The sequence below is a fragment of the Myxococcus stipitatus DSM 14675 genome (assembly GCF_000331735.1).
In the GTDB taxonomy this organism is placed as follows: domain Bacteria; phylum Myxococcota; class Myxococcia; order Myxococcales; family Myxococcaceae; genus Myxococcus; species Myxococcus stipitatus.
Map to the genome: position 1 here is coordinate 8,534,598 of NC_020126.1, position 23,991 is coordinate 8,558,588.

24 protein-coding genes are annotated in these 23,991 nt (G+C 69.3%); 15 read left to right on the forward strand and 9 right to left on the reverse strand.

The features are described from left to right. The first annotated feature begins 43 nt into the window (after positions 1-43). Both MYSTI_RS32835 and MYSTI_RS32840 read left to right on the forward strand, forming a co-directional pair. Positions 44-781: an SDR family oxidoreductase gene (locus MYSTI_RS32835; protein WP_015352144.1), complete on the forward strand. Its 738-nt coding sequence runs from the start codon at positions 44-46 to the stop codon at positions 779-781. Positions 782-843: 62 nt separating this feature from the next. Next, positions 844-1,386 carry a hypothetical protein gene (locus tag MYSTI_RS32840; protein ID WP_015352145.1) on the forward strand — a complete coding sequence of 181 codons (543 nt, stop codon included), beginning with the start codon at positions 844-846 and terminating at the stop codon, positions 1,384-1,386. Between the two features lie 8 nt (positions 1,387-1,394). On the opposite strand, the gene MYSTI_RS32845 is transcribed toward MYSTI_RS32840, so the two are convergent. Then, entirely contained in the window at positions 1,395-3,020 is a 1,626-nt protein-coding gene (locus MYSTI_RS32845; RefSeq protein WP_015352146.1) for a peptide chain release factor 3, read from the reverse strand. Positions 3,021-3,137: 117 nt separating this feature from the next. Between MYSTI_RS32845 and MYSTI_RS32850 the strand changes: the two genes are divergently transcribed. The 5 genes from MYSTI_RS32850 to MYSTI_RS32870 all read left to right on the forward strand — a co-directional run bounded on the left by MYSTI_RS32850 (position 3,138) and on the right by MYSTI_RS32870 (position 5,699). Then, positions 3,138-3,536: a RidA family protein gene (locus tag MYSTI_RS32850; protein ID WP_015352147.1), complete on the forward strand. Its 399-nt coding sequence runs from the start codon at positions 3,138-3,140 to the stop codon at positions 3,534-3,536. Positions 3,537-3,605: 69 nt separating this feature from the next. Then, positions 3,606-4,496: a helix-hairpin-helix domain-containing protein gene (locus tag MYSTI_RS32855; protein WP_015352148.1), complete on the forward strand. Its 891-nt coding sequence runs from the start codon at positions 3,606-3,608 to the stop codon at positions 4,494-4,496. A gap of 60 nt (positions 4,497-4,556) precedes the next feature. After that, complete coding sequence (locus MYSTI_RS32860) at positions 4,557-4,796, forward strand: addiction module protein (protein WP_015352149.1); 240 nt, start codon at positions 4,557-4,559, stop codon at positions 4,794-4,796. Continuing rightward, positions 4,796-5,125 (forward strand): type II toxin-antitoxin system RelE/ParE family toxin, encoded by a 330-nt coding sequence (locus MYSTI_RS32865; protein WP_015352150.1) that lies wholly within the window; start codon positions 4,796-4,798, stop codon positions 5,123-5,125. The genes MYSTI_RS32860 and MYSTI_RS32865 overlap by 1 nt, the downstream gene beginning before the upstream one ends. A gap of 94 nt (positions 5,126-5,219) precedes the next feature. Then, on the forward strand, positions 5,220-5,699 hold the full coding sequence (locus MYSTI_RS32870; protein ID WP_015352151.1) for an SMI1/KNR4 family protein: 480 nt from the start codon (positions 5,220-5,222) through the stop codon (positions 5,697-5,699). A gap of 42 nt (positions 5,700-5,741) precedes the next feature. Here MYSTI_RS32870 and MYSTI_RS45430 read toward each other — a convergent pair whose 3' ends face one another. The 4 genes from MYSTI_RS45430 to MYSTI_RS32890 all read right to left on the reverse strand — a co-directional run bounded on the left by MYSTI_RS45430 (position 5,742) and on the right by MYSTI_RS32890 (position 10,683). Continuing rightward, positions 5,742-7,913, reverse strand: a complete 2,172-nt coding sequence (locus tag MYSTI_RS45430) for a Kelch repeat-containing protein (protein ID WP_015352152.1) — start codon at positions 7,911-7,913, stop codon at positions 5,742-5,744. 157 nt (positions 7,914-8,070) lie between these two features. Continuing rightward, positions 8,071-8,874: an ABC transporter permease gene (locus tag MYSTI_RS32880; RefSeq protein ID WP_015352153.1), complete on the reverse strand. Its 804-nt coding sequence runs from the start codon at positions 8,872-8,874 to the stop codon at positions 8,071-8,073. Positions 8,875-8,878: 4 nt separating this feature from the next. Continuing rightward, the gene (locus tag MYSTI_RS32885) at positions 8,879-9,685 is read right to left on the reverse strand and encodes an ABC transporter permease (protein WP_015352154.1); all 807 of its coding nucleotides are present in this window, start codon (positions 9,683-9,685) and stop codon (positions 8,879-8,881) included. Beyond that, complete coding sequence (locus MYSTI_RS32890) at positions 9,682-10,683, reverse strand: ABC transporter ATP-binding protein (RefSeq protein ID WP_015352155.1); 1,002 nt, start codon at positions 10,681-10,683, stop codon at positions 9,682-9,684. Before MYSTI_RS32890 ends, MYSTI_RS32885 begins: the two co-directional genes overlap by 4 nt. Positions 10,684-10,807: 124 nt before the next feature. On the opposite strand from MYSTI_RS32890, the gene MYSTI_RS32895 reads away from it, so the two are divergent. Beyond that, a complete protein-coding gene (locus MYSTI_RS32895; protein ID WP_015352156.1) occupies positions 10,808-12,019 on the forward strand; it encodes a small ribosomal subunit Rsm22 family protein in 1,212 nt (403 codons plus the stop codon). Positions 12,020-12,118: 99 nt separating this feature from the next. On the opposite strand, the gene MYSTI_RS32900 is transcribed toward MYSTI_RS32895, so the two are convergent. After that, positions 12,119-12,310, reverse strand: coding sequence for a hypothetical protein (locus MYSTI_RS32900; protein WP_015352157.1), 192 nt, complete (start codon positions 12,308-12,310; stop codon positions 12,119-12,121). Between the two features lie 239 nt (positions 12,311-12,549). On the opposite strand from MYSTI_RS32900, the gene pip reads away from it, so the two are divergent. Further along, positions 12,550-13,518: a prolyl aminopeptidase gene (pip, locus tag MYSTI_RS32905; protein WP_015352158.1), complete on the forward strand. Its 969-nt coding sequence runs from the start codon at positions 12,550-12,552 to the stop codon at positions 13,516-13,518. A 9-nt stretch (positions 13,519-13,527) separates the two neighbouring features. On the opposite strand, the gene MYSTI_RS32910 is transcribed toward pip, so the two are convergent. Further along, on the reverse strand, positions 13,528-14,940 hold the full coding sequence (locus MYSTI_RS32910; RefSeq protein ID WP_015352159.1) for a hypothetical protein: 1,413 nt from the start codon (positions 14,938-14,940) through the stop codon (positions 13,528-13,530). Positions 14,941-15,208: 268 nt separating this feature from the next. Between MYSTI_RS32910 and MYSTI_RS32915 the strand changes: the two genes are divergently transcribed. Then, positions 15,209-15,652, forward strand: coding sequence for a DUF697 domain-containing protein (locus MYSTI_RS32915; protein ID WP_015352160.1), 444 nt, complete (start codon positions 15,209-15,211; stop codon positions 15,650-15,652). Positions 15,653-15,723: 71 nt separating this feature from the next. Beyond that, a complete protein-coding gene (locus tag MYSTI_RS32920; protein ID WP_015352161.1) occupies positions 15,724-17,076 on the forward strand; it encodes a M23 family metallopeptidase in 1,353 nt (450 codons plus the stop codon). A gap of 45 nt (positions 17,077-17,121) precedes the next feature. Here the strand turns inward: MYSTI_RS32920 and MYSTI_RS32925 are convergent, their stop codons facing one another. Beyond that, the gene (locus MYSTI_RS32925) at positions 17,122-18,513 is read right to left on the reverse strand and encodes a M20/M25/M40 family metallo-hydrolase (protein WP_015352162.1); all 1,392 of its coding nucleotides are present in this window, start codon (positions 18,511-18,513) and stop codon (positions 17,122-17,124) included. Between the two features lie 82 nt (positions 18,514-18,595). Between MYSTI_RS32925 and MYSTI_RS32930 the strand changes: the two genes are divergently transcribed. From MYSTI_RS32930 to MYSTI_RS32940, 3 genes are all read left to right on the forward strand, one after another. Then, the gene (locus tag MYSTI_RS32930) at positions 18,596-18,970 is read left to right on the forward strand and encodes a response regulator (RefSeq protein ID WP_015352163.1); all 375 of its coding nucleotides are present in this window, start codon (positions 18,596-18,598) and stop codon (positions 18,968-18,970) included. 21 nt (positions 18,971-18,991) lie between these two features. Further along, positions 18,992-20,185 (forward strand): TIGR02266 family protein, encoded by a 1,194-nt coding sequence (locus MYSTI_RS45435; protein WP_015352164.1) that lies wholly within the window; start codon positions 18,992-18,994, stop codon positions 20,183-20,185. 252 nt (positions 20,186-20,437) lie between these two features. Further along, the gene (locus tag MYSTI_RS32940) at positions 20,438-22,075 is read left to right on the forward strand and encodes a sensor histidine kinase (protein ID WP_015352166.1); all 1,638 of its coding nucleotides are present in this window, start codon (positions 20,438-20,440) and stop codon (positions 22,073-22,075) included. On the opposite strand, the gene MYSTI_RS32945 is transcribed toward MYSTI_RS32940, so the two are convergent. After that, a complete protein-coding gene (locus MYSTI_RS32945) occupies positions 22,053-22,940 on the reverse strand; it encodes a ferredoxin reductase domain-containing protein (protein WP_015352167.1) in 888 nt (295 codons plus the stop codon). The genes MYSTI_RS32940 and MYSTI_RS32945 overlap by 23 nt on opposite strands. 283 nt (positions 22,941-23,223) lie before the next feature. On the opposite strand from MYSTI_RS32945, the gene MYSTI_RS32950 reads away from it, so the two are divergent. Further along, positions 23,224-23,976, forward strand: a complete 753-nt coding sequence (locus MYSTI_RS32950) for a lysophospholipid acyltransferase family protein (RefSeq protein WP_015352168.1) — start codon at positions 23,224-23,226, stop codon at positions 23,974-23,976. The last annotated feature ends 15 nt before the right edge of the window (positions 23,977-23,991 follow it).

Below are 23,991 nucleotides of genomic sequence, written 5' to 3' on the forward strand. Positions count from 1 at the left end.
CAGGAAGCCCGATGTCATCCGGGACTCTTCGCGGAGGATGTTCATGAGCAACCCACAACGTGTCGCCCTGGTGACGGGAGCATCTCGAGGTATCGGCGCGGCCATCGCGGAACGACTGGGCCAGGACGGCCTCGCCGTGGTCGTGGCCTTCTCGGGTGATGAAGAGGGCGCGCGCGCCGTGGTGCGCCGCATCGAAGCCGCGGGAGGGCGGGCGCTCGCCTCGCGCGTGGATATCCGGGACGCCAGCGCGGTCCAGGCCGTCTTCGATGCGACGGAGAAGGCGTTTGGCGGCCTCGACGTCCTCGTCAACAACGCGGGCGTCATGGAGCTCGGCCGGATTGACGAGATGACGGACGACACCTTCTCGCGGCAGCTCTCCGTGAACCTCATGGGCTCCTTCCACGCCATGCGCGAGGCGAGCCGGCGCCTCCGGCGAGGCGGCAGCATCGTCAACCTGTCCTCGAGCGTCGTCCGCCTGCTCCAGCCCACCTACGGCCCCTACGCCGCCACCAAGGCCGCCATCGAGGCCCTCACCATGGTGCTGGCCCGGGAGCTTCGAGGTCGGGACATCACCGTGAACGCCCTGGCCCCCGGCCCCACGGCGACCGAGCTGTTCTTGAAGGGAAAGCCTCCCGCCGTCGTGGAGCAGCTCACCAAGGCCCCTCCCCTGGAGCGGCTGGGCACCCCCGAGGACATCGCACGCGCCGTCTCGTTCCTCGCGGGCCCCGATGGACGGTGGGTCAACGGACAGGTCCTCCGAGCGAACGGAGGGCTCGTGTAGGCACCTCCCCGGCGGCCAGCCAGGCCCCCACCCCGCGCGCCTTCTGGTATGAGGGCCCGGCAATGGCCAATGTCATCCAGTTCTTCATGACCCCCGACGACGAGGTCGCCTTCTTCCGCTTCCTGGAGCGCTTCGTCCTGGAGGTGTACCCCCGCCGCGTCCCCGAGGACTGGAAGACGTTCCGCGCCCACCAGGACCACATCGAGAAGCTCCCCCAGGAGGACCTGTACCTGGTGGCGAGCGACCTGGGCCCCGCCATCGTCGACAAGATGAAGCGCGGCCCGGACAAGGGCTACTGGCGCGTGGACGAGGTCCGCTCCCCCGTCATCTTCATGGAGCGCTGCCGCACCAACGAAGAGGGCGAGCTCGTCAGCGGCAGCCTCTGGGCGGAGCTGGACATCACCGCGCAGACGGGCCGGAAGAACGCGGCGCCGGACCGCTTCCGGCGCCTGTTCCTGGAGATTGAGGAGTACGTGAAGAAGACCTTCCGCCGAGGCCAGCCGAAGGACTTCTTCGTCGGCCCCAAGGCGGCCCGCCTCTACAAGGAAGGCCTGGTCCTCCGGGACTCCGCTCACCGCGGTGGCACGGTGAACGTCTACAAGTAGCCCGCGGCTCAGCTCCCCGAGGCGAGCGCGGCGAGCTTTCGCAGCTGCGGCGCCTCGTTGAGGAACTTCAGCTCCGGGTGCTTGCTCTCGGCGTGCTGGAGCGCCCAGTCGTCGCGGAAGAGCACCAGGGGCAGCCCGTCGCGGTCCTGCACCGTCTGACGGTTGCCTTCCCAGTCGAAGGACTTCGGGTCGAAGTTCTGCCCCACCACCCAGCGCGCGTGGCTGAAGGGCAGCCGGTCCAGGGCAATCTTCGCCCCGTACTCGTGCTCCAGCCGGTACTGGAGGACCTCGAACTGGAGGGCGCCGACCACGCCGACAATCGGGTCCTTCATGCCCATGGCGAGCTGCTGGAAGATCTGCACGGTGCCCTCTTCCGAGAGCTGCTCCAGGCCCTTCTCCATCTGCTTGCGGCGCAGCGGGTCCTTGGAGCGGACCACCGCGAAGTGCTCCGGGCTGAAGCGCGGCACGCCCTCGAACTCCACGTCGGAGCCCTCCGCCAGGGTGTCGCCGATGCGGTACTGCCCCGGGTCGAACAAGCCGATGACGTCGCCGGGCCAGGCGTCTTCGATGGCGGTGCGCTCGGCGGCCATGAACTGGCTGGGCTTGGCCAGGCGCACTTCCTTGCCCAGGCGCGAGTGGAACGCGTTCATGCCCTTGACGTAGCGGCCGCTCACCACGCGCATGAAGGCGATGCGGTCGCGGTGCGCGGGGTCCATGTTCGCCTGAATCTTGAAGACGAAGCCCGCGAACTTGGGGTTGTTCGGCTCGCGGGGGCCGTTCGTCGTCTGGCGCGGGGTGGGCGCGGGGGCCAGGTCCAGGAAGGCGTCGAGGAACGGGCGCACGCCGAAGTTCGTCATCGCGCTGCCGAAGAACATGGGCGTCAGCTGGCCCTGGTCGCTCTTCTCGCGGGTGAACTCGTCACCGCCGATGTCGAGCAGCTCGATGTCCTCGTGGAGCTTCGCCAGCTCCGCCTCCGTGAGCACCGTCTTGATTTCATCCGAGTCGATGGCGACCGAGCGCTCGGCGACCTCGGATTCGCCGTGGGTGCCCTCGGCGGCGAAGACGTGGACGACGCGGGCCTGGCGGTCATAGACGCCGCGGAACTCGGGCCCCATGCCGATGGGCCAGTTCATCGGGTAGGAGCGGATGCCGAGCACCTGCTCCAGCTCGTTCATCAGCTCGAGCGGCTCGCGGCCGTAGCGGTCCAGCTTGTTGACGAAGGTGAAGATGGGGATGCCGCGCAGGCGGCACACCTTGAAGAGCTTCTTCGTCTGGGGCTCGACGCCCTTGGCCGCGTCGATGAGCATCACCGCGGCGTCGGCTGCGGCGAGCGTGCGGTAGGTGTCCTCGGAGAAGTCCTGGTGGCCCGGGGTGTCCAGCAGGTTGACGGCGTGGTCCCGGTACACGAACTGGAGGACGGACGAGGTGACGGAGATGCCGCGCTCCTTCTCCAGCTCCATCCAGTCGCTGGTGGCGTGGCGCCTCGCCTTCTTGGCCTTCACGCTGCCGGCCAGGTGGATGGCGCCGCCGTAGAGCAGCAGCTTCTCCGTGAGCGTGGTCTTCCCCGCGTCGGGGTGGGAGATGATCGCGAAGGTGCGCCGCCGGGCGACCTCCCTGTCGAGCTCGTTCGTCATGACCCCGGGCCAACTACCACGGGCCGTGTTTCCTTGCAGCCCGCAAGGAGGCCCCTGGTGGACAGATGGGTCACCATGGGAGGGTCAGGCCACACTTTCTCGCCTTGGGAGGCAGGTATGCAGAGGACCCATTACTCGACGGGAACCCCTTGGGAGCCTCGCGTGGGCTATTCGCGCGCGGTGCGGGTCGGGCCGTTCATCAGTGTCGCGGGGACCACGGCCACGGACGAGTCCGGGCAGGTGGTGGGGGCCGGGGATGCCTACCGGCAGGCCGTCCAGGTGCTGAGGAACATCGAAGCGGCGCTCAAGGCGGTGGGGGCGGGGATGAAGGACGTGGTGCGGACGCGGATGTTCGTGACGGACATCTCCCGCTGGGAGGAGATTGGCCGGGCGCACGGGGAGTTCTTCGCGAACATCCGACCCGTCACGTCGATGGTGGAGGTGAGCAAGCTCATCTCGCCGGAGATGCTGGTGGAGATTGAGGCCGACGCGGTGGTCGCGGACGCGGCGCCCTGAGGGACAGGCGCCCCCCTGCCCGGTCGGGCGGTGGCGGTCTTCTACTCGACGCTCCAGGTTCAAGGGGCCATGGGCGTCGAGTGGAAGGACAACATCGACATCGCGGATGCGCTGGAGCGGGTGGCGGACCTGCTGGAGGAGCAGGACGCGATGCCGTTCCGGGTGACGGCCTATCGCAAGGCGGCGGCGACGATTGCGCGCTGGCCGGAGTCGGTGGCGGAGGTGCTCGCCTCGAAGGGGCAGGCGGGGCTGAAGGGGTTTCCGGGGGTGGGCAAGAGCATCGCGGCGGCGGTGACGGAGCTGGTGCGAACGGGACAGCTGGAGCTGTTGGAGCGGCTGGAGCGGGAGTCCTCGCCGGAGCAGTTGCTCGCCAGTGTGCCGGGGATAGGGCCGGAGCTGGCTCGGCGGATTCACGAGGAGCTGGGGGTCCGCACGCTCGAGGAGCTGGAGCAGGCGGCGCATGACGGGCACCTGGAGCGGGTGGAGGGCTTCGGGCCCAGGCGTGGGCAGCAGGTGAGGGACCTGCTGGCGGCGCGGCTGGGGCGAGCGCGGCGGGGGATTGTGCGCAAGCGGGAGGGGCCTCGGCCGGAGGTGGGGCTGCTGCTCCAGGTGGATGAGGAGTACCGGAGGAAGGCGGCCGCGGGGGCGCTGCGGACCATCGCGCCCCGGCGCTTCAATCCCACGGGCGAGGCGTGGCTGCCGGTGATGCAGCGCACGGTGGATGGGTGGCGGGTGCGGGCGCTGTTCTCGAACACGGCGGTGGCGCATCAGCAGAACGCGACGCGCGAGTGGGTGGTGCTGTACTTCGACAAGGACGACGCGGAAGGACAGTGCACCGTCGTCACCGCGCACCGGGGGCCGCTGGATGGACGGCGCGTGGTGCGAGGCCGCGAGGTGGAGTGTCTGGCCTACTACGGCGTGGAGTCCGAGGAGACAGAGGCGCCGCAGCCAGGCGCATGAGGGTCCAGCGGGCGACAGTCCCTGATGCCAACGGCGACACGGCCCAGTAGGATTCACGTCATGTCTACCAAGGACGAGCTGCTCACCAGTGTCTTGAGCCTCCCTGCCGAGGAGCGCGCCGAGGTCGCCCGTGAGCTGCTGCGCAGCCTCGACGCCCCCGACGAGAGCGGCGACACCGAGTCAGAGTGGTCACGGGAGCTCGACCGGCGAGCGACCGACATCCGTGAAGGCCTGGTCGAAACAGTCCCCTGGGACACCGCGGAGCAGCAGCTTGCAGGCCGGCTGAGGCACCGCCGCTGATGTCCCCCGTCCATCTCCATCCGGACGCCCTCCAGGAAGCACAGACCACGGTGGAGTGGTACGAAGACAAGCGCGAGGGACTGGGTATCGAGTTCCTCGCGGAGCTCCGACGAAGCGTTGAAGCCATCTCCGCGAATCCGCGCGTGGCCCCGCTGTGGCCCGGTGCACAAGCGAAGGCCGCTGGCATCCATCGGTTTCACATGGAGCGCTTCCCGTTCGTCCTCCCCTACGTCGTCGTCGGTGAACAGGTCACCCTTCTCGCCATCGCGCATGAACGCCGCCGCCCCATGTACTGGCAGCGACGTGCTCTCGCGGCCTCACACCATTGATGCAACGGTCGTCCCCCGGGGTACGCTCCGGCGAACGCGGTCGCGCACTTCGAGAGTCGCACGCGAGGCGCGGAAGCAGCGCCGGGGGACGACGATGGCGAAATCAAGGAAGAGTCAGACACCCGCGGTCGAAGCCTTCGGCAACACCTGGAGCGACTGTGCTCCCGCGCTCAGCGGTGACCTCCAGTCGACCGAGTCCGCCCTGGGGATGAAGATTCCCAAGGAGCTCGCGAAGGTGTTTCAAGTGTGCGCGGGGGGCCGCCCGGCCCGGAACTTCTACGAGAGCCGCGCCCACAACATCGAGGTCTCCGTCGGCTACATCTTCCCGCTCCAGAAGCAGGGACGGCGCGATGACCTCGCGACGACGTATCAGCGCATCCGGAAACACCAGCCCACCTTCCCCGAGGGCCTGCTGCCCTTCGCCTATGACAACGGCCACGCGAACCTCCTGGGCGTGAAGGTCCGGACCGGGGAAGTGGTGTACTGGCTTCACGACGATGCCGACGAGCCCCTCCGCCTCGTCGCCTCCGACCTCCAGGCGTTCCTCTCGGGCCTGACGCAGAGCCCCTTCTGAACCCAAGGCCCGCGCCCTCGACTCGGACGCGGGCCCGTCACCTCACGGCGCCGGGGTGTACAGCTCCGCCGAGGAGAGCGCGCCGCTGGAGCCCAGCCCGCCCGCGACCATCGCCCGCCCCGAGCTGGTCAGTCGCACCGCCGCCGCGTTCACCAGCGCGCTCGACATGGCCCCACCCGACGTCCACAGCCCCGTCCCCGGGTCGAACACCTCCGCCGTCGCCAGCAGCCCCGTCGCGGCCCCCGCGTCGCCGCCCAGCACCAACACCCGCCCCGACGCCAGCACCACCGCCATCGCCGCGTAGCGGCTGCTCGCCATCGGAGCCACGCTCGACCAGGTCTCCGTCGCCGGGTCATACACCTCCGCCGACGCCAGCGCCCCACCCAGCCCCCAACCGCCCGCCACCAACACCTTGCCTCCCGGCAGCACCACCGCGATGTGCCCGTAGCGCGTCCCCGCCATCGGCCCCGTCGGCGTCCACTGCCCCGTGTGCAGGTCGTACAGCTCCGCGGACGCCGTGTCGCCCGACGGCGTCGTCCCGCCCGCCACCAGCACCTTCCCGGACGACAGCGGCGTCGCCGTGTGATTCACCCGCCGCGTGTTCATCGCCCCCGTGATGCGCCACGTCCCCGAGGGCGGGTCGAACAACTCCGCCGACGACAGGATGCTGCCGAAGCTCGGCGCGCTCCTTCCGCCCGTCAGCAACACCTGCCCCGACGCCAACAACGTCGCCGTGTGACGCGAGCGAACCCCGGTCATCCCGCCCGTGCCCTCCCACACCCCTCGCGCCGGGTCATACACCTCCGCCGACGACAGGAAGAGGGACCCGCTCCCCTGCCCTCCCGCCGCCAGCACCTTCCCCGAAGGCAGCCGCGTCGCCGTGTGCAGGAACCGCGCGGTGTTCAAGCCGCCCGTCGAGGACCACGTCGAGAGGCTCTCGTCATACAGCTCCGAGCCCGTGACGCCGCTGCTCCCCGTGGCCGTCCCCCCCGCCACCAACACCCGCCCCGACTCCAACACCGTCACCGAGTGGTGATACCGCGACGCCCCCAGGCTCGCCGTCGCACGCCAGGGCGGCGTGGGCACCGCGAACCGCTCCGCCGTGGAGGAGCGCTGCACCCCGTCCGGACTCCCGCCCGTCACCAGCACCTCGCCCTGCTGCAACAGCGTGGCGGTATGCCCCAGCCGGCTCGCCCCCATCGCCCCCACCGGGCTCCAGCGCCGCATCACCGGGTCGAACAGCGCCGCGCTCTGCAGATACGGGTCATTGCCATCCGTCCCACCGCTGACGAGCACCTCACCCGAGTGCAGCAACGTGGCCGTGTGCTGCGCACGGTCCTCCGGCATCAGCTGCGCCACCGGAGACCACCCGGCCCCCAGCTCGAACAGCTCCGCGCTCCGCGACGCCGAGAGCTCGTCCACGAACCCGCCCGCCACCAGCACCTTCCCCGACAACAACAGCGTCGCGCTGTGCCCCGAGCGCGCGCTGACCATCATCGCCACCGGACTCCATTGCCCGGTGCCCGGCTCATACACCTCCGCGTCGCGCAGGAACGCTCCCCGAGGCCCCTGCCTCCCGCCCGTCACCAGCACCTTCCCTCCCGGTATCAACGTCGCCGTGTGTCCGACCCGAGGCTTGCTCATGCTCCCCGTCGTCGACCACGTCCCCGCCACCGGGTCGAACACCTGGGCCGTGGCCAGCCCCGCGCCCGCGCCGTTCTCTCCCCCCACCACCAACACCTTGCCCCCTTGAATCAACGTCGCCGTGTGTCCCGAGCGCAGCGAGTCCAGACTCCCCGCCGCCGTCCAGCCGCCCATCGACGGGTCATACAGCTCCGCCGTCCCCGTCGCGGACACCCCGGAGTCCCCGCCCGCCACCAGCACCTTGCCGTTGCCCAGCAGCGTCGCCGTGTGCCGGCGCCGCGCCGCGCTCAGCGAGCCCGCGGACAGCCACCGCGCGTTCTTCACGTCATACAGCTCCGCGCTCGACGAGGACTGCCCGCCCACCACCAGCACCAGCCCGGAGCGGAGCACCGTCGCCGTGTGGTCCATGCGCTGAAGCGACATGCTCACCGTCGGCGTCCAGCCTTGCGCCAGCGTCTCATGCTGAGCCTGGGCCTCCCACGCCTGTGTCGTCGTGTCGTCAGAACATCCCGCGAGGACAAACGCCGTCAGAAGCACGGCCAGCCGGCCGAGCCCGATACATCGATTCATGGGTGGTGTCCTTTCCCAGAGGGAGTGCGGCCGAGAAGCCGCACACGTCGGGCCTTACCCAATCCCAGGGAAGGAGGCCATGCCACCCACTGAAAAGATTCACCCACTCCATGCGACAGGTGGGGCCCGGATGCCCCACCGTGAGTCATGAGAGGGATTAACTGCTCGCGGAAGTGTAATGCCCGATGGAGCGAATCCAGACGCGCCGCGCCACCCAGGAGAATACCAGTGAGCCCACGACAGCGCCGACCAGGGAGGTCATCGGCAGCCGTCCCAGCATGGCCTCCGCCGGGAAGGTCGTCATCAAGGCCAGGGGAATCACGTACGTGAAGACAAGCGTCAACGCACCGCGTGCCACACCCTTGAACACGGAGGAAGGCCAACGCGCGAAGTCGAAGATGGAGCTGAAGAGATACGTGAGGTTGTCCACCCGGACGACGAAGAACGCGGCGCTCACCGTCAATATCCACAGCGAATACAAGAGCAGCGTGCTCGTGCAGAGCAATACCAGTGACGTCACCAGTCCCAGCGGTGACGGCCCGTGGCCCAGCAGGCTGAAGGCGTAGACGAAGAGCCCCAACCCCGTGAGCACGTTGAAGGCGCGCCACGGCAAGAAGCGCTGCGTCGACACCAGGAACTGCGCGTCCGCGGGCTTGAGCAGCACGAAGTCCAGCGTGCCCTTGCGGATGTGCTCCACCACCCCGGTGAGGCTCGGGTTGATGGCGCCCTCGAGGATGCCTTGCAGCAGGGTGAACCAGCCCACCACCAGGAGTGCCTGGCCGAAGCTCCAGCCCTCCACCTCCGGCCTGCCGCCATACACCACGAACAGCGGCGCCAGCGCGGTGAAGGTCCAACACAGGGAGGTGAAGCCCTCGGTGAAGAAGTCCACGCGGTACTGGAGTGCCTGGAGGGTGGAGGCCTTCAACTGGACCCCGAACAGCCGCAGATAACGCCGCACCATGCCCCTATCCTCCGAACGCCGCGAAGCGCCGCACGCCGTACTTCCAGAGGCCCAGCGCCAGCGTGCCCATGCCCAGCACCCACGCCCACTGCCGCGCGAGCAACCCCAGCGCGGTGGGCAGGTCATGCGCCCCCGTCATCAGCTCCACCGGCAGCCCCATCTGGTAGCGGAACGGCAGCCAGTTGATGACCGCGCGCAGCCCGTCCGGCAGCAGCTCCACCGGGTACATGTAGCCCGAGCACACGAAGAAGAGGACCATCCACACCTCCATCGTCTTCTGGCTGCTGTCCGTGAAGAGGCTCAGCGCGCCCATGGCCACGTTGGCCAGGAAGGTGATGGCCCAGCCGCCCAGCACCGCGACCAGGAACAGCCCCCACTGCCACGCGTGCTGAGGCACCGCCTTGTCCGCGCCCACCAGCACCACGCTCAGCACCACCACCGGCACCGCGACGACGAGGCGCAGCGGGAAGCCCGCGATGTTGTCGAACATGTACGCCCACAAGGGCGAGATGGGGCGCAACAGCCGCATGGCCAGCGTGCCCTGCTTCACCTCCCAGTTGATGATCCACGCGGCCCAGGCGCTGGTGAGCTGGCGCACCGCGAAGGTGGCCAGGAAGTAGCTCACGAAGTCCGCCTGCCCGTACTGTCCCACCGGCGAGTGCTTCGCCACCGCCATCCACAGCACCATGTTCACCAGCGGCATGGTGGTGGACAGCACCCAGACGAACATCTCCGCCCGGTAGGCCACGGACTCGGCGAAGCCCACGCGCAGCATGGTGGGCATGGCTCGCAGCACACCCCGCACGCTCACGCGGGCACCACTTCCGCCTGCCGGCGCGCCTTGTTCTCCGCGAACAGCTCGCTCATCACCTCTTCGAGCGGTGCGTTCTCCACCGTGAGGTCCGTCACCGGCAGGCCCGACAGCGCCCTGCTGATGGTGGCGTTGACCGCGTCCTGCTGGACCTGGAGCACCGCCGTCCCCGCCTCGTGTGTCACCACCTTGCCCAGGGGCTGCAGCCGCGAGACGTCCACCTGCTCCGCCAGCCGCAGCACCACGCGCTTCTCCGGGCGCACGCGCTGCACCAGCGCCTCCAGGCTGCCGTCGTAGGACAAGAGCCCCTTGTCGATGACGATGACGCGCGGGCACAGCGCGGCCACGTCGTCCATGTAGTGGCTGGTGAGGATGAGCGTGGCGCCGTACTTCTCGTTGTAGTCCTTGATGAAGGTGCGCATGGTGGCCTGCATGGACACGTCCAGGCCGATGGTGGGCTCGTCCAGGAACAGCACCCGGGGCCGGTGGATGAGGGCCGCGGCCAGCTCGCACTTCATGCGCTCGCCCAGGGAGAGCTGCCGGGTGGGCTTGCCGATGAGGTCGCCAATCTCCAGGAGACCCACCAGCTCATCCAACGTCTGCTTGTATTGGACGGTGGGCACGTCGTAGATGGCGCGGTTGAGCTCGAAGGTCTCCGCCGGAGGCAAGTCCCACAGGAGCTGCTGCTTCTGCCCCATGACGAGCATGATTTTCTTGAGGAACGCCTCCTCGCGCAGGCGCGGCACGTGGCCGTCCACCCGGACCTCTCCGTCGGAGGGGTGCAGGAGCCCCGCGAGGACCTTCAGCGTCGTCGTCTTCCCGGCGCCGTTGGGGCCCAGGAAGCCCACGCGCTCCCCGGGGCGGATATCGAACGAGATGCCGTCCACGGCCTTCACGGGGGTGTAGGTGCGGTGGACGAGCGAGCGGAGGGCCGCCTTGAGCCCTGGCGGGCGCTTGTGGACTTTGTAGTGCTTGCGCAGCCCGTTGACGGAGATCATGTGCGACAAGGGTTTAACGCGGACGCCCCCGGGAGGCGACCGTGGAGTTGAGCAAGTGGAAGCGTGACAACCGATTGGCGGAGGCCGCGTACGGGCGCGGCGCCTCGGTCGAGGGCCTGGCGGGATGAGCAACGGATATAGCAAGGACCTGGAGAAGTGGCTGCCCCGGCTCATCGCCGTGTGGCGCGCGTCGCGAGGCAAGGGCACGGGCCCCGAGACGCGGCTGACGCCCCAGGAAGTGAAGGAAGTGGCCGCCGGCGTGAGACAGCTGTCCCTGGGGCTCACGCGGGAGCGGCAGCTCGCGGGCGCGCGCTACATGGACGACCCGAAGCTCCTGGGCGCCTACCTGCTCTTCTACTGGCCGGTGTCCTATGCGCAGGCCCGGCAGGTGCTGGGGGAGCTGCCCAACCGGCCTCGGCAGGTGCTGGACCTGGGCAGCGGTCCGGGCCCGGTGGCCTTCGCGGCGCTGGACGCGGGCGGCAAGGAGGTGACGGCCGCGGACCGCAGCAAGGCCGCCCTCAACCTGGCGCGCGCGCTGGCGACGGAGGCCGGCGAGGCGCTGGCCACGCGCGACTGGGACCCGACGAAGAAGGCCCCGCTCCCGGAGGGCCAGTACGACCTGGTGACGATGGGCCACGTCATCAACGAGCTCTACGGCACGGGCGACAGCGCCACGGCGCCCCGCGCGGCGCTGCTGGAGGCGGTGCTGGCGAAGGTGAAGCGCGGCGGCAGCCTGCTGGTGATGGAGCCCGCGCTGCGCGAGACGAGCCGGGGCCTCTTGCACGTGCGCGACGCGATGGTGGCCAAGGGCTACGCGGTGCGCGCGCCGTGCATGTTCCGAGGCCCTTGCCCGGCCCTGGTGAAGGAGACCGACTGGTGCCACGCGGAGCGGCCCTGGCCCATGCCGCAGGTGGTGGAGGAGCTGGCGCGGGCGGCGAGCCTGCACAAGGAGGCGCTCAAGATGAGCTACCTGCTGCTCGCGCCCAAGGGCGACGAGTGGCCGGAGCCGCCACCGGGCCGGCTGTTCCGCATCGTCTCCGAGCCGCTGGAGGGCAAGGGACGCCACCGCTACATCGGCTGTGGACCGGAGGGCCGCGTCGGCCTGGCGATGCAGGAGCGTCACCGCACGGAGAAGAACGAGCGCTTCCTCCAGCTCCACCGAGGCGACGTCATCGCGGTGACGGAGACGGAGCCCAAGGGTGATGGGCTCGCGCTGAGCGACGTCTCCGAGGTCCGCATGGTGGCGCCCGCGGGCAAGGGCGTCCCGCCGCCGCCTCCGAAGGAGGACGCGCCCAAGGGCCCGGGAACCAGCCCGAACCCCGGCGCGCCCTCCTGAGCCACGAGGTGCTCGCGGGCGCCGACACGGCCCGCGCACCTCGCGCGCTCCCCTTCGAGGCTTCGTCGCGAGTGCCCCGCGACGAAGCCCGTGGATGCTCTACGTGCGGGCTTGGGCGTACGCGCCCGTGAGCACGTCGCGCATGTGGCGGAAGGACTTCACGCTCTCCTGGGCCGCGCTCAGCGCGCCTTGAAGAAGAACCGTGGTCTGGATGCGGATGAGCTGCAGACGGCGGGGCGCGGCGTCCTCTTCGTGCTTCCGAGGGGGATTCATCAGGGACGCGAGGTTCATGGAACGCTCCGGGGTTCGAGTCGCCGAGCAGCATCCACCACGCCCGCAACCTCCGCGTCGCGCTCAGGCAAACTCGCCGTCACATCGCGCCCACCGGGCCGGTCGCTGTGCCGTGCCCGACAGTCCCCCGAGCAAGGCGACAGGCACGCGAACACCTCCTGACAGCGCGGAGGCCCCGAGGCGGCGAGGTGAGCACGGTCTGCTAGCGTGAAGAACTCTCTCGCAGTCCCGGAAGACGCATGTCCGTCACATCGCGGCCGTCGCGGAGGATGTACCCTCCCCTGGAGCCCTACCGCCTGGGCCGCCTGAAGGTCTCCCCGCTCCACGAGCTGTACTTCGAGGAGTGCGGCAATCCCAAGGGCAAGCCCGTGGTCTTCGTCCACGGCGGCCCCGGAGGAGGAACGGACGCCAAGCAGCGGCGGTTCTTCGACCCCTCCGCCTACCGCATCATCCTCATGGACCAGCGCGGCTGCGGCCGGAGCACGCCGAACGCGTGCCTGGAGGAGAACACCACCTGGGACCTGGTCGCGGACCTGGAGCGCCTGCGCCTCCACCTGGGCATCGAGCGCTGGATGCTCTTCGGCGGCTCCTGGGGCAGCACGCTGTCCCTGGCCTACGCGCAGACGCATCCCGAGCGCGTCACGGAGCTGGTGCTGCGCGGCGTCTTCCTCCTGCGCAAGCAGGAGCTGGACTGGTTCTACCAGCGCGGCGCCAGCGCGATGTTCCCCGACGCGTGGGAGTACTTCCTGGCGCCCATCCCCGCCGAGGAGCGGCATGACCTGCTCGGGGCCTATCACCGGCGGCTGACGGGCTCGGACCCGGCGGAGCAACGGGAGGCCGCGCGCGCGTGGAGCGTCTGGGAGGCGCGCACCAGCTACCTCTTGCCCAACGCGGAGCTGGTGGCCCGCAACAGCTCGGACGACTTCGCGCTCGCCTTCGCGCGCATCGAATGTCACTACTTCTTCAACCGGGGCTTCCTGCGCTCGGACACGCAGCTGCTCGAGGACGTGCAGCGCATCCGCCACATCCCCGCCGTCATCGTCCAGGGACGCTACGACGTGGTGTGTCCACCCGAGAGCGCCTGGGCGCTGCACCAAATCTGGCCGGAGGCGGAGCTCATCCTCATCCCGGACGCGGGGCACTCGGCCAACGAGCCGGGCACCACGTCCGCGCTGCTGGAGGCCACGGACCGCTTCCGTCCGCGCTGAGCCGTGGGCTCAGTAGAACGACTTGACGTAGTTGGCCAGAATCGCTGGATGGTCCGAGTAGAAGTCGCCATCCAGCGTGCGCGACAGGGACAGCGTGTCCGCGCCTTGCAGGTTCATGGGCTCCGTCTCCACCTGCGCTGAGTTCACGATGAGGCCGCCCATGTAGTTGTTCTTCGCGTTCGTGTTGGAGTGCGACAGCGTGTAGACGGGCTTGACGAACTTCTTCTTCTCCGAGCCCGTGCCGGACACCTCCAAGGTCTTGAACGAGAACGCGTTGGGGAAGAAGCCTCCGCCCAGCTCGAACGAGTCCATGTTCAGGTCGCCCAGGAGCGCGTCGACTTCGTTGTCACGCGCGAACTGGCCGACCTCCTCCAGGGCCGACTGCTTCTTGGTGTCCGAGGTGTAGCTCGTGTAGCCCGAGTCCAGGTGCACGCCGGCGACCTCGATGTACACGCGGTACTCGGGGACGATCTTCTGGATGCTCAGCCACTTCTCCCCGTGCTTGCAGCCATCCCGGTGGAGGACCCGCGCGTTGTAGAGCACATGGGTGATGCTCTTCTCGTCCACCAGCACGTAGGCGGAGATTTCGTTCTTCGGGTCCACGTGGGCGTCCGGGAGCATCTCCTTGAGGCTGCCGATGCGGCGGTAGGTCAGCTCCGCGCAGGGGCGCAGCTCCTGGGGGAACGGGGCGTCCGAGAGCTCCTCCGACAGGAAGATGACCTCCGGACACAGGCGGGTGAGCCGCAGGTGCATGTCGATGACCCCCGAGGCATGCACCTCCTTCCACTCCCGCACGTTGGTGCAGGCCGCGATGTGCTTCATCACAATCCGGTTGTAGCTGGCTTGGATGTCGTGGGGCTCCATGGACGTGGAGCTCGCCTCGAACGTCTTCTGGCCTGGATACAGCTTGGTGTTGAGGCGCGCGAGCGGCTTCACCGACTGCGGCTGTGAGAACGGCGCGAACATGTTCCCGCGCGAGGGGATGAAGTCCGCGGACATCGTCCCGTTGTCCGCGTTCGTCCTGTAGAAGTTGTTCCCCGCGTCGAAGGGGATGAAGAGCACCATGCACTGCAAGGTCATGACGTTCGGCGTGAAGAACGGCTGCGAGTCGTCGAGCGACACGTCCACGGGAGGCGGGAGGGTGGGCTCGTTGGAGGACTCGAAGAGGAGGTCCGAGGGGCCTCGCGTCATGGCGGAGTGAGAGCGCCTGAAGACGGGCCTCGCGTGGGACTTCTTGCCGATGCCGCCGTGGGCCCGGTCCACGCGCCGCTTGTGCTGGTCTCTCTGCGCGTCCTTGTAGGTGAACTTCTTCGGGTCGCGGTGAGGCTTGGACACCCAGGTCTGGCACTTCCTGCAGATGCGCTTGCTCTCGAACATGAAGACAAACGCACGGTGGCCACAACGCATGCATGTGATGATCATCCCAGCTCCTTCGATGCCGCCGCCCAGTGCAGCCACCGTGCCCGCGCCGAGGACGTGCCCCTCGACCGCGCCCTGAGCGTGGATGCAGAGGCGGGCACAGGCCGCCCCGGGGAGGTTCGCGCAGGATTTGCGCGACGCATGCCGACCCCGGCGTTCGGGAGGGACGCCCGCGCGTTCGACAAGCACGCGCGCAACTCCGGGTGCGGGCCGGCGACAATTCGCGGGTGTGGGCTAGGGTGGCGCGGAACACAGCCTGGAGAAGTCACACATGACCGCAGAGAAGACCGCGCGAAGCTGGGTCGAAGAGAGTGCCTTGAGGGCCGCGGGTGCCGCCGCGATTCCCATCCCCGTTCCAGGGGCTCACACCGCGCTCACGTCCGCCATCGAGGCGTACATGATCTACCACGTGGCAGGCATCTACGGAGAGACGCTCACGCTGGGCGAAGCGCTGGGGCTGATTCCCACTCTGGGCGCGGGCATCGTCGCGCGCAAGGCGGCCACCGCCGTCGTGGGTGAGACCGTCGGCTGGATTCCTTTCGCGGGTTGGTTGCTCAAGGGCGCCGCCAGCGGAGGCACCGCGTTCGCCATGGGCGTCGCCGCGGTGGCGTATTTCGAGAAGAAGTATCCAGGCCGGGAGGCCGTGGCCTTCGACACCGTGTCCATCAAGGACTGGGTCAAGACCGCGCTGTCCCACCTGGGTTTCAAGAAGTAGCAGCGTCGTCTCTCATCCGGCGACCTGCTCAGCCGCATCGCATCACCTCTCATTCCCCCCCGGAGGTATGGATGTCTCATGAGTTCCGTCGCCGATTCTCTCGTCGCTCGTTCCTTCAAGCCGGTGGCATCGCCGCTGGCGCCGCCGCCTTCGGAATGTCAGACGCGCTGGCGAGCACCTCGCTCGCTGGCGAAGTCATCAGCAATCCCTTCGCGGGATATTCCATCTCGGATGGGTGGTGGGACCACGTCAGCCGAGGCTCGCTGGGTGGCATCGACTACGTGATGGGAGTGGGCACGCCGCTCCCGGCCTGTGCGTCGGGACAACTCCTCATCGACTGGAACAACGGCACGGGCGGCTATACGGCGACCGTCGTGATGGCCAATGGCATGCGGAGCCAGTACCTCCACCTGTCTGGCTTCAACGGAGGCGAGCGCTATGTCCGGCAGGGAGAGATTGTGGGCTACTCCGGCGGAGCCGCGGGTGCGCCCGGCTCCGGCTCCTCCACGGGGCCGCATCTCCACTGGCACATGGTGACCGCCGGTGGCACCCGGGTGAACCCGCACGACTACGTCGGCTCCGGCAGCGGTGGCACGGGTGGCGGTCTGCCGCTGGAAGACAGGCGCCTGGGGCACCTGGGCACGGCGGGGGGCTGGGCTCACATGCTCAGCAACCTGGTCCTGCCGGGCAACACGACGTACGGCGCCTTCTCGCCGGGTCCCGGGCAGTCGCCGCGCGCGATGGCGAACATCGATGGCGTGATGATGCTCGTCTACGCGGGCGCCAACGGCTGGACCACGATGAGCAGCGGCCTGGAGATGGCGCCGGGAGCGCCCCTCAACGTGCTGCGGACTCCGGCCAATGCCTCGCCCCAAATCTTCACCCTGGAGGGTGGACGGCTCTGGCACACCTTCGACGGCAACGGCTGGAAGAAGTTCCCCTCCTCCGTGACGGTGTCGGGCAACTGCACCTTCTCGATGACGGCCAGCGGGACGGACCTGCATGGCCTCTTCAACGACAACGGCCGGCTGTTCCATGTCTGGGCGGACAACTCCGGCTGGCACAAGGGTGACACCGGCGTGGGCCTGCAACCCGGCGCCGACCTCATCGCCGTCATCCAGCCCGACGGCAGCCTGCAGGGGCTGTCGCTGGAGTTCAGCCGGGTGCACCACATCTTCGGGGCGAACGGGCGGTGGAACCGGATTCCGACCACCGCGTCCCTCCCGACGGGGATTCCCATCGCCGGCCGCGCGGCCTACGGGTGGCCCCAGCTGGTCGCCAACAACAACGGCGTCATCACCCACGTCTGGGCCACTTCGTCCGGCTGGATGTGTGTGCCGACCGGGAAGACGACGAACGCGGGACGAAGGCTCAGCCTCGTCCCGGATGATGCCTCGGCGCCGCTGGTCGGCCTGACGCTCTGAGGCGCGCACCCCACGTCGCGGGGCGAAGACCTGGGGCTGACCGCGTCACCTCGCGGTCAGCACCCGCGCCAGCTCGTCATAGAGGTGGATGGCGCTGAGGATGGACTTCTCCCAGTCGCCCACGTGCAGGCTCTCGTTCTCCGAATGGGCATACGTGTACGGGTCCTCCACGCCGATGAGCAGCGCCGGCACCCCGCCCAGCTCCCGCGCGAACGGCTCCACGAAGGGAATGGACGCGCCGCAGCCGATGGCCACCGCCTTCGTCCCGTAGCCCTTCTCCAGCGCGCGGAAGGCCGCCTGGAACGCCGGATGCGACGGGTCCGTGTACCACCACCCCGACGCGCCCTCCGTCTCGAAGCTCACCTCCAGGCCCCACGGGCACACCTTGCGCAGGTGCGCCGTCAGCCGCTGCTCCACGTCCGCCGGGTCCAGGTCCGGGACGATGCGGATGCCCACGCGCGCCCAGGCCGCGTCGCAGATGATGTTGCGCGCGTCCTTGCGCGTGCTGGCCTGGATGGCGTTGATGGCGATGCTCGGCTGACGCCAGTTCATCTCCCACGGGTGCCGCCCGCCCAGCATCTGCACGCCCGGCAGCAGCCCCACCTGCTCGCGGAAGGTCGCCTCGTCACCCGGGAGCGACTGGATGCTGTCGCGCTCCGCCTGGGTGAGCGGCTTCACCTTCTCCTGGAGCCCCTCGAGCGCGATGGAGCCATCCGCGTTCGTCAGCGTCGCGAGCATCCGGCACAGCGCCATCACCGGGTCCGGCACCGGCCCGCCCCACATCCCCGAGTGCACCGCCTGCTTCAGCGCGCGCACCTCCACGTCCACCGTGACGAGCCCCCGCAGCGCGGTGGTGATGGACGGCAGCCCCGTGTCGAAGTTCGACGTGTCCGTCAGGACGATGGCGTCCGCCTTCAAGAGCGCCGCATGCTTCTGTAGGAACGCGGACAGATGGTTGCTGCCAATCTCCTCCTCGCCCTCGATGAGCACCTTCACGTTGAGCGGCAGCTTGCCCGTGCCCTTCAGCCACGCGTCCACCGCCGACGCGTGCACCACGATGCCCGCCTTGTCGTCCGCGGTGCCTCGCCCGTACAGCCGGCCGTCGCGCAGCTGCGGCTCGAACGGAGGGCTCTTCCACAGCGACTCGTCCCCCGCCGGCTGCACATCGTGATGGGCATACAACAGCAACGTAGGTGCGCCTGGGGACCTCAGCACCTCGCCGTAGACATAGGGGTGGGCGTCCCCAATTTCGAGTAGCTGAACGTTTTCAAACCCACGGTCTTTCAAGAGTCGAGAAGTCGCCTCCGCGCTCTCCCGGACCCGGGCCGCGTCAAACCCCGGAAACGAGACGCTGGGTATGCGCACGAGGGCCTTGAGGTCCTCGAGATAGGCGGACTTCTGGGACTCGAAGTGAGAGAGAGCCTGAGCGATGGGCATGCTCACCCCTTAACCCAAAAAGGCGAGCAGGCGTTCGAGGACCTCGCGCGGATGTTGCGCGGTCCAAGTATCATGCGGCGCCATGTCCGACACTCCGACATTGCTGCTCGTCGACGACGACAGCTTCGTGCGCCGCATCCTCAAGGACGTCATCTCCGACACGGGCATCGAGCTGCGCCTGCTCGAGGCCGCGGATGGCGAAGAGGGGCTCGCGGTGGCCGCGCGGGAGAAGCCCGCGGTGATGTTCCTGGACCTGTTCATGCCCAAGAAGAGCGGGCTGGAGGTGCTGGGGGCCATCAAGCAGGTGTCGCCAGGAACACGCGTGCTCGTCATCAGCAGCATGGATGCCGAGCCCGTGGTGGAGCAGGCCATGGCAGCGGGGGCGGTGGGCTTCGTTGGCAAGCCCTTCCATCCGCTGGAGATCGCCTCGGCCGTGCGCCAGGCGCTGGCTCACTGACTTCGCCCTCGAGGTGTCTGCGTGTCGTCTCCTGCTGTCGGTTACTGGGTTGCGGACAACCTGGGGCGTGTGTTGGGCCCGCTCGCGCTCCAGGCTCTTCGAGAGCTGATTGCCTCCGGCCGGTTGAAGGCCGCGGTGCGCGCGTCGCGAGATGGCGCGCAATGGGTGGCGGTGCAGGACCTGCCGGAGCTGCGCGACTTGTTCGTGGCGGCGCGCCCTGGCCCCTCGGCGGAACATCAACAGGCCGAGCGGCTGCGCACCCAGTTGAAGGGGCTGCAGAACCTGCCCCCGCACGAGGTCTTCGGCGCCAAGCCGACCTCCAGCCTGGATGAGGTGCGGCTGGCCTTCTTCCGCATGGCCAAGCGCTTCTCGCCCGAGCACCTGGCGCCGGAGACCCATCCGGAGCTGCGCAAGGTGTCGGCGGAGATCTTCGACTTCCTCTCGCGCTGCATGCGAGAGGTGGAGGTGCTCTACGCGCAGGGCGCCTTCCCGCAGTCCCGGCCCCTGCCGCCTCGGCTGGACATGAACGGGCCGCTGCCCCCGCCTCCGCCCGCCGTCGCCTCGGTGGCGCCGCCGGTGCCTTCCGTGGCGCCCGCCGTCGCGCGCCCGCCCGCACCGGCGCCCGCGATGCAGCAGGTGGCGGCGCAGCCGGTGATGCAGGTCGCCGCGCGGGCGCCCGTCGCGGAGCCGCCCGTCATGCCGGCGATGCCGCAGCGTCCGCCGCCTCCGGTGATGCACGCGGCGCCTCCGGCTCCCTCGGCGCCTCCGGTGCAGCGCACGCACACGCTGCCGCCGCCCGCCGCACGGCCCGCGCCGCCTCCGCCCGCACCGCCGCTGCGCAAGGCCGCCGCCGCGCCCACCTACTCCAGCGCGGAGTTCGTGGGCCTGGAGCGCCGCACGGATGATCGCATCCACGCGGACGTGCGGGTGTCCCTGCAGAACGCGGGCATCTTCACCGACCACCGCATCATCAACCTGTCCTCGGGTGGCTTGTTCATCGCCACGGACAAGCCGCTGCGGCTGGGGACCCTGGTGGAGCTGACGTTGCGCTTCGATGAGCCGTCGCGGGTGATGACCTTGCGAAGCTCCGTCATCTGGGAGAACTCACTCGATGACGGCAAGAACCCGCGAGGCTATGGGTTGCGGCTCAGCAGCCTCCGCAAGGAGGAGCGGGAGTTCATCCAGCAGTTCGTGAGCCGGAAGCCTCCCAAGTAGCCCTGAGCAGTGGTGGGCCGCCCGGGGAGGCGGCCTACAGCAGCTGGCCGAGGAACACGCCTCCGGTCATCACGAAGGCCATCATCACCGCCACCACGGCCTTGAGCTCCAGGTCGCCTCGGTCCATCACGTTCATGAAGTTCATGGTGTCCATCCCTCTCTGCGTTGACCCCTCGCCCTCTTCTACGAGGCACCCCTCCACCGATTGCGTCCGCTTTTCGGCTCCCCTCGCCGTCCGCCAGGACCACCCCCGTGCCTCCCGACGCTTCCGCCGCGCCCAACGACTACTGGCTGCTTGACGGGCTGCCCACCCCCGCGGTGGTCCTCCGGGGAGACGAGGTGCGGGTCGCCAACGCGGCCATGGTGGCCCTGCTGGGTGTCTCCGCCGAGGAGCTGAAGGCCACCCCCGTCAGCGTGCACATGGAGCGCTTCGCCCCGGTGGAGCGTCGCTGGGTGGAGGCCGTCAACGAGGCCATCTCCCACGAGCGTCCCCGCCCGGAGCGCCCCCTGTGGCTGCGCCTGCGCGCCGCGGATGGACGAGAGCGCACGATGACGGCGACCTTCGCGCCGGGCGCCACGCCCCTGGAGATGGTGCTGCTCCTGCACGACGCGGCGGGCGAGGACACCACGCACCGGCTCACCGAAGCGCTGGGCGCCGCCGCGTCGGACATGCTGCACGCGAGCAGCGAGCAGGAGGTCCTGGAGTCCGCGGTGGAGGCCGTCCACCAGCAGGGCTTCTATGCGGCCATCCTCCTGGTCGAAGGCGACGTGTTCCGGCATGGGCCCATGCGCCAGGAGCCCGCCGTCGTCGCGCTGGCCGAGCGGACGTACGGCGCGCCGATTTCAGAGGTCCGCATCCCGCTCACCCTCCTGCCCCACATGGCGGAGGTGCTCACGCGCCGCAAGGCGGCCTTCCACCAGGACGCGCTCGGCGTCGCGCATCGCGTCCACGCGCCCGAGGTCTTCGAGGACATCCAGCGCACGTATCCCTCCGGCATCCGCGCGCTCGACGCGCCCATCTTCGTGGGAGGCCAGCCCTTCGGCCTGCTCTCCGCGCAGGGCCTGGACCTCACGCCCGCCGCCGCGAGCACGCTGGAGCTCTTCGCGCAGATGGTGGGCGGCATGCTGGAGAACGTGAGGCACCACCGCACGGCCGCGGAGCGACTGGCCGAGCTGTCCCGGCTCCAGGAGGAGCTCGTCGCCCACGAGCGCCTGACGGTGCTGGGCGAGGCCGCGGGCGTGGTGGCCCACGAGGTGCGCAATCCCCTGGGCGCCATCCTCAACGCGGTGGCGGTGCTGCGGCGCGAGCCCCACCTGGGCCCCACCGGTCATGCCGCGGTGGGGATGATGGAGGAGGAGGCCGTCCGGCTGGAGGACATCGTGCGGGACTTGCTGGACGTGGTGCGTCCGCTGGAGCCGCGTCCTCGCCCGGTGCACCTGGGAGAGCTCGTGCGCCGCGCGCTCGGCCAGCTCCATGGGCCGCCGGATGCGCCCACGCTGCGCTTCGTGGTGGACGAGGCGCCGGACACGCCCGAGCTGCTCGGCGACGAGACGCTGCTCCAGCTCGCGGCCACGCACCTGGTGCGCAACGCGGTGCAGGCGTCCCCTCCGGGCGGGCGCGTGCGGCTGTGCGTGGAGCCGGTGCCGGACGGCGTGCAATTGGTGGTGGAGGACGAAGGCCCGGGCATTCCCGACGTGGACCCGCGCCGCGTCTTCGAGCCGTTCTTCCTCACCCGCGCCAACGGACGGGGCCTGGGGTTGGCCATCGTCAAGCGCGTGGTGCTGGCCCACGGGGGGCAGGTGCGCGCGAGCGCCCGGCCCAAGCGAGGCGCCCGCTTCGAGGTGGTGCTCCCGCTCTCGCCTCCCCCTACCCGTACGTCTCCCGCCTGATGCGCTTGTCCTCGATGCCGAGGGCGTGCAGGTGTCCCAGCACCGTCTCCATGAAGCGCGGCGTCGCGGGCGTGCGCGTCTCCAGCGCCTTGCGTCGGTCCCACGGCGTAATCGCGGGGCCGCACGCGTAGACGAGGCAGGTGTCCCTGTCGGGGATGAGCTCCTCCAGGAGCGCCTGGTGGATGCGCCCCTTGCGCACGGACGCGCTGAAGCGCGACTCGTCCAGCTCCCGGGTGAGCGTGTGCACCAGGCGGACGCGGTCCGGATACTGGCGCTCCAGGGACTCCAGCTCCTCGCGGTAGAGCACGTCGCCCCAGGTCTTGTTGGACATGAGGACGGTGTGCCGAGGCTTCAGGTTCCGGTGCAGCGCGTCCTTGAGGATGCCGAAGTTGGGCACCGCGCCCGAGCCCGCCACCAGGTGGACGACGTGCCCGGTGCGCTGCTCCACGTCCTCGGGCAGGACGTACGGCCCCATGAAGCCCAGCACCTTGATGCGCGCGCCGGTGAGCCGCCCGTGGACGAGCAGCGGCGACAGGAGCGGCGGGTAGCGGGTGAGGCCGGGGATGAACTCCTCGTCCTTCACGGTGATGGCGACGTGCCGCTCGTGGGGCGCGGAGGCCATCGAATAGGAGCGCTGCGGCTCCTTGCGGCCCTTCTGTTCCTGGAGGAAGGCCGACAGCCGTCCGAGCGCGGGGAACTGGTGGGGGTCGATGTTGATGAACTGCCCGGCCTTGTAGTCCGGCGGGGTCTCTCCAAAGTCGAGGAAGAGGGTGGCGGTGTCGTGTGTGTCCATCCGCACACGGTCGACGGTGACCTCGTACTCCACGGGCTTCCTGCTGCGCGAGGGGGCGGCTTCGGCGCTCATAGGCTTCCTCCCTTAGCGCAAACCCGGGGGATGCGCCGCTGGGGGTTCGGATGACGCCAAGGTGCACACCTCATCCCCCAGTCGGTCCGGAGCGTTGGCTGCATGACGGCCCCGCGAGCGGGCACCGCGCGGCGTCATCCGAGCGCTGACCCGAGCGCGTCATGGCACTACATCTTCTGGTGGCCAGTGGTGCCGCTTGAAATCCGGGCCACAAACGGCCGGACATCCAGGCTTCCGCCGGTCCATGCTCTCGGGCCGTCCCCGAGGTGGAGGCGACCGACGCGTGCTCCGGATTCTCTTTTCCCTGATGGCCCGACTGCCGGAAGGTCCCCGGCGCCATGTGGTGCGCACGCTGATGGACAGCGTGTGGGATGTGCTGGCGGAAGAGCAGGTGGAGGGCCGGAGCTTCCTCCTGGACGAGCCCTGCCTCTACATCTGCAACCACTTGTCCAACGCGGATGGCTTCACGCTCTACCGCGCCTTCCGTCCTCGCAAGCTGTACTTCATGGCGGGCGTGAAGCTGCAGGGCACGGTGATGACGCGGCTGGCGTCGGAGACGATGGACACGATTGCCATCAAGCCCAACTCACCGGACATCGAGGCCATGCGCCGCGCGGTGGAGACGCTCAAGGGCGGCGACTCGGTGCTCATCTTCCCCGAGGGCGCGCGCAGCCGGACGGGCGAATTGCAGCAGGCCAAGAAGGGCGTGTCGCTCATCGCGAAGCGCGCGGGGGTGCCGGTGGTGCCCATCGCGTTGATGGGGACGGAGAAGCTGATGCCCATCGACGACGGGGACATGGGCGGAGAGCGGCTGTACCGCGCGAACGTCCGCATCCGCGTGGGCCCCTCGTTCCGCGTGGAGGACCTGGAGCCGGAGATTGCCGGCGCCGAGGACCCGAGGCAGGCGCTGGTGGATGCGATGATGCGCCGGGTGGCCCGGCTCCTGACGCCCGAGTATCAGGGCGTCTACGCGGAAGCCCCGCCGCGCGTCCCGCTCACGCTGCTGCCCGACCCGCCGGCCGTGCCGTCGCCGTGATTCCGCAATGAGTGA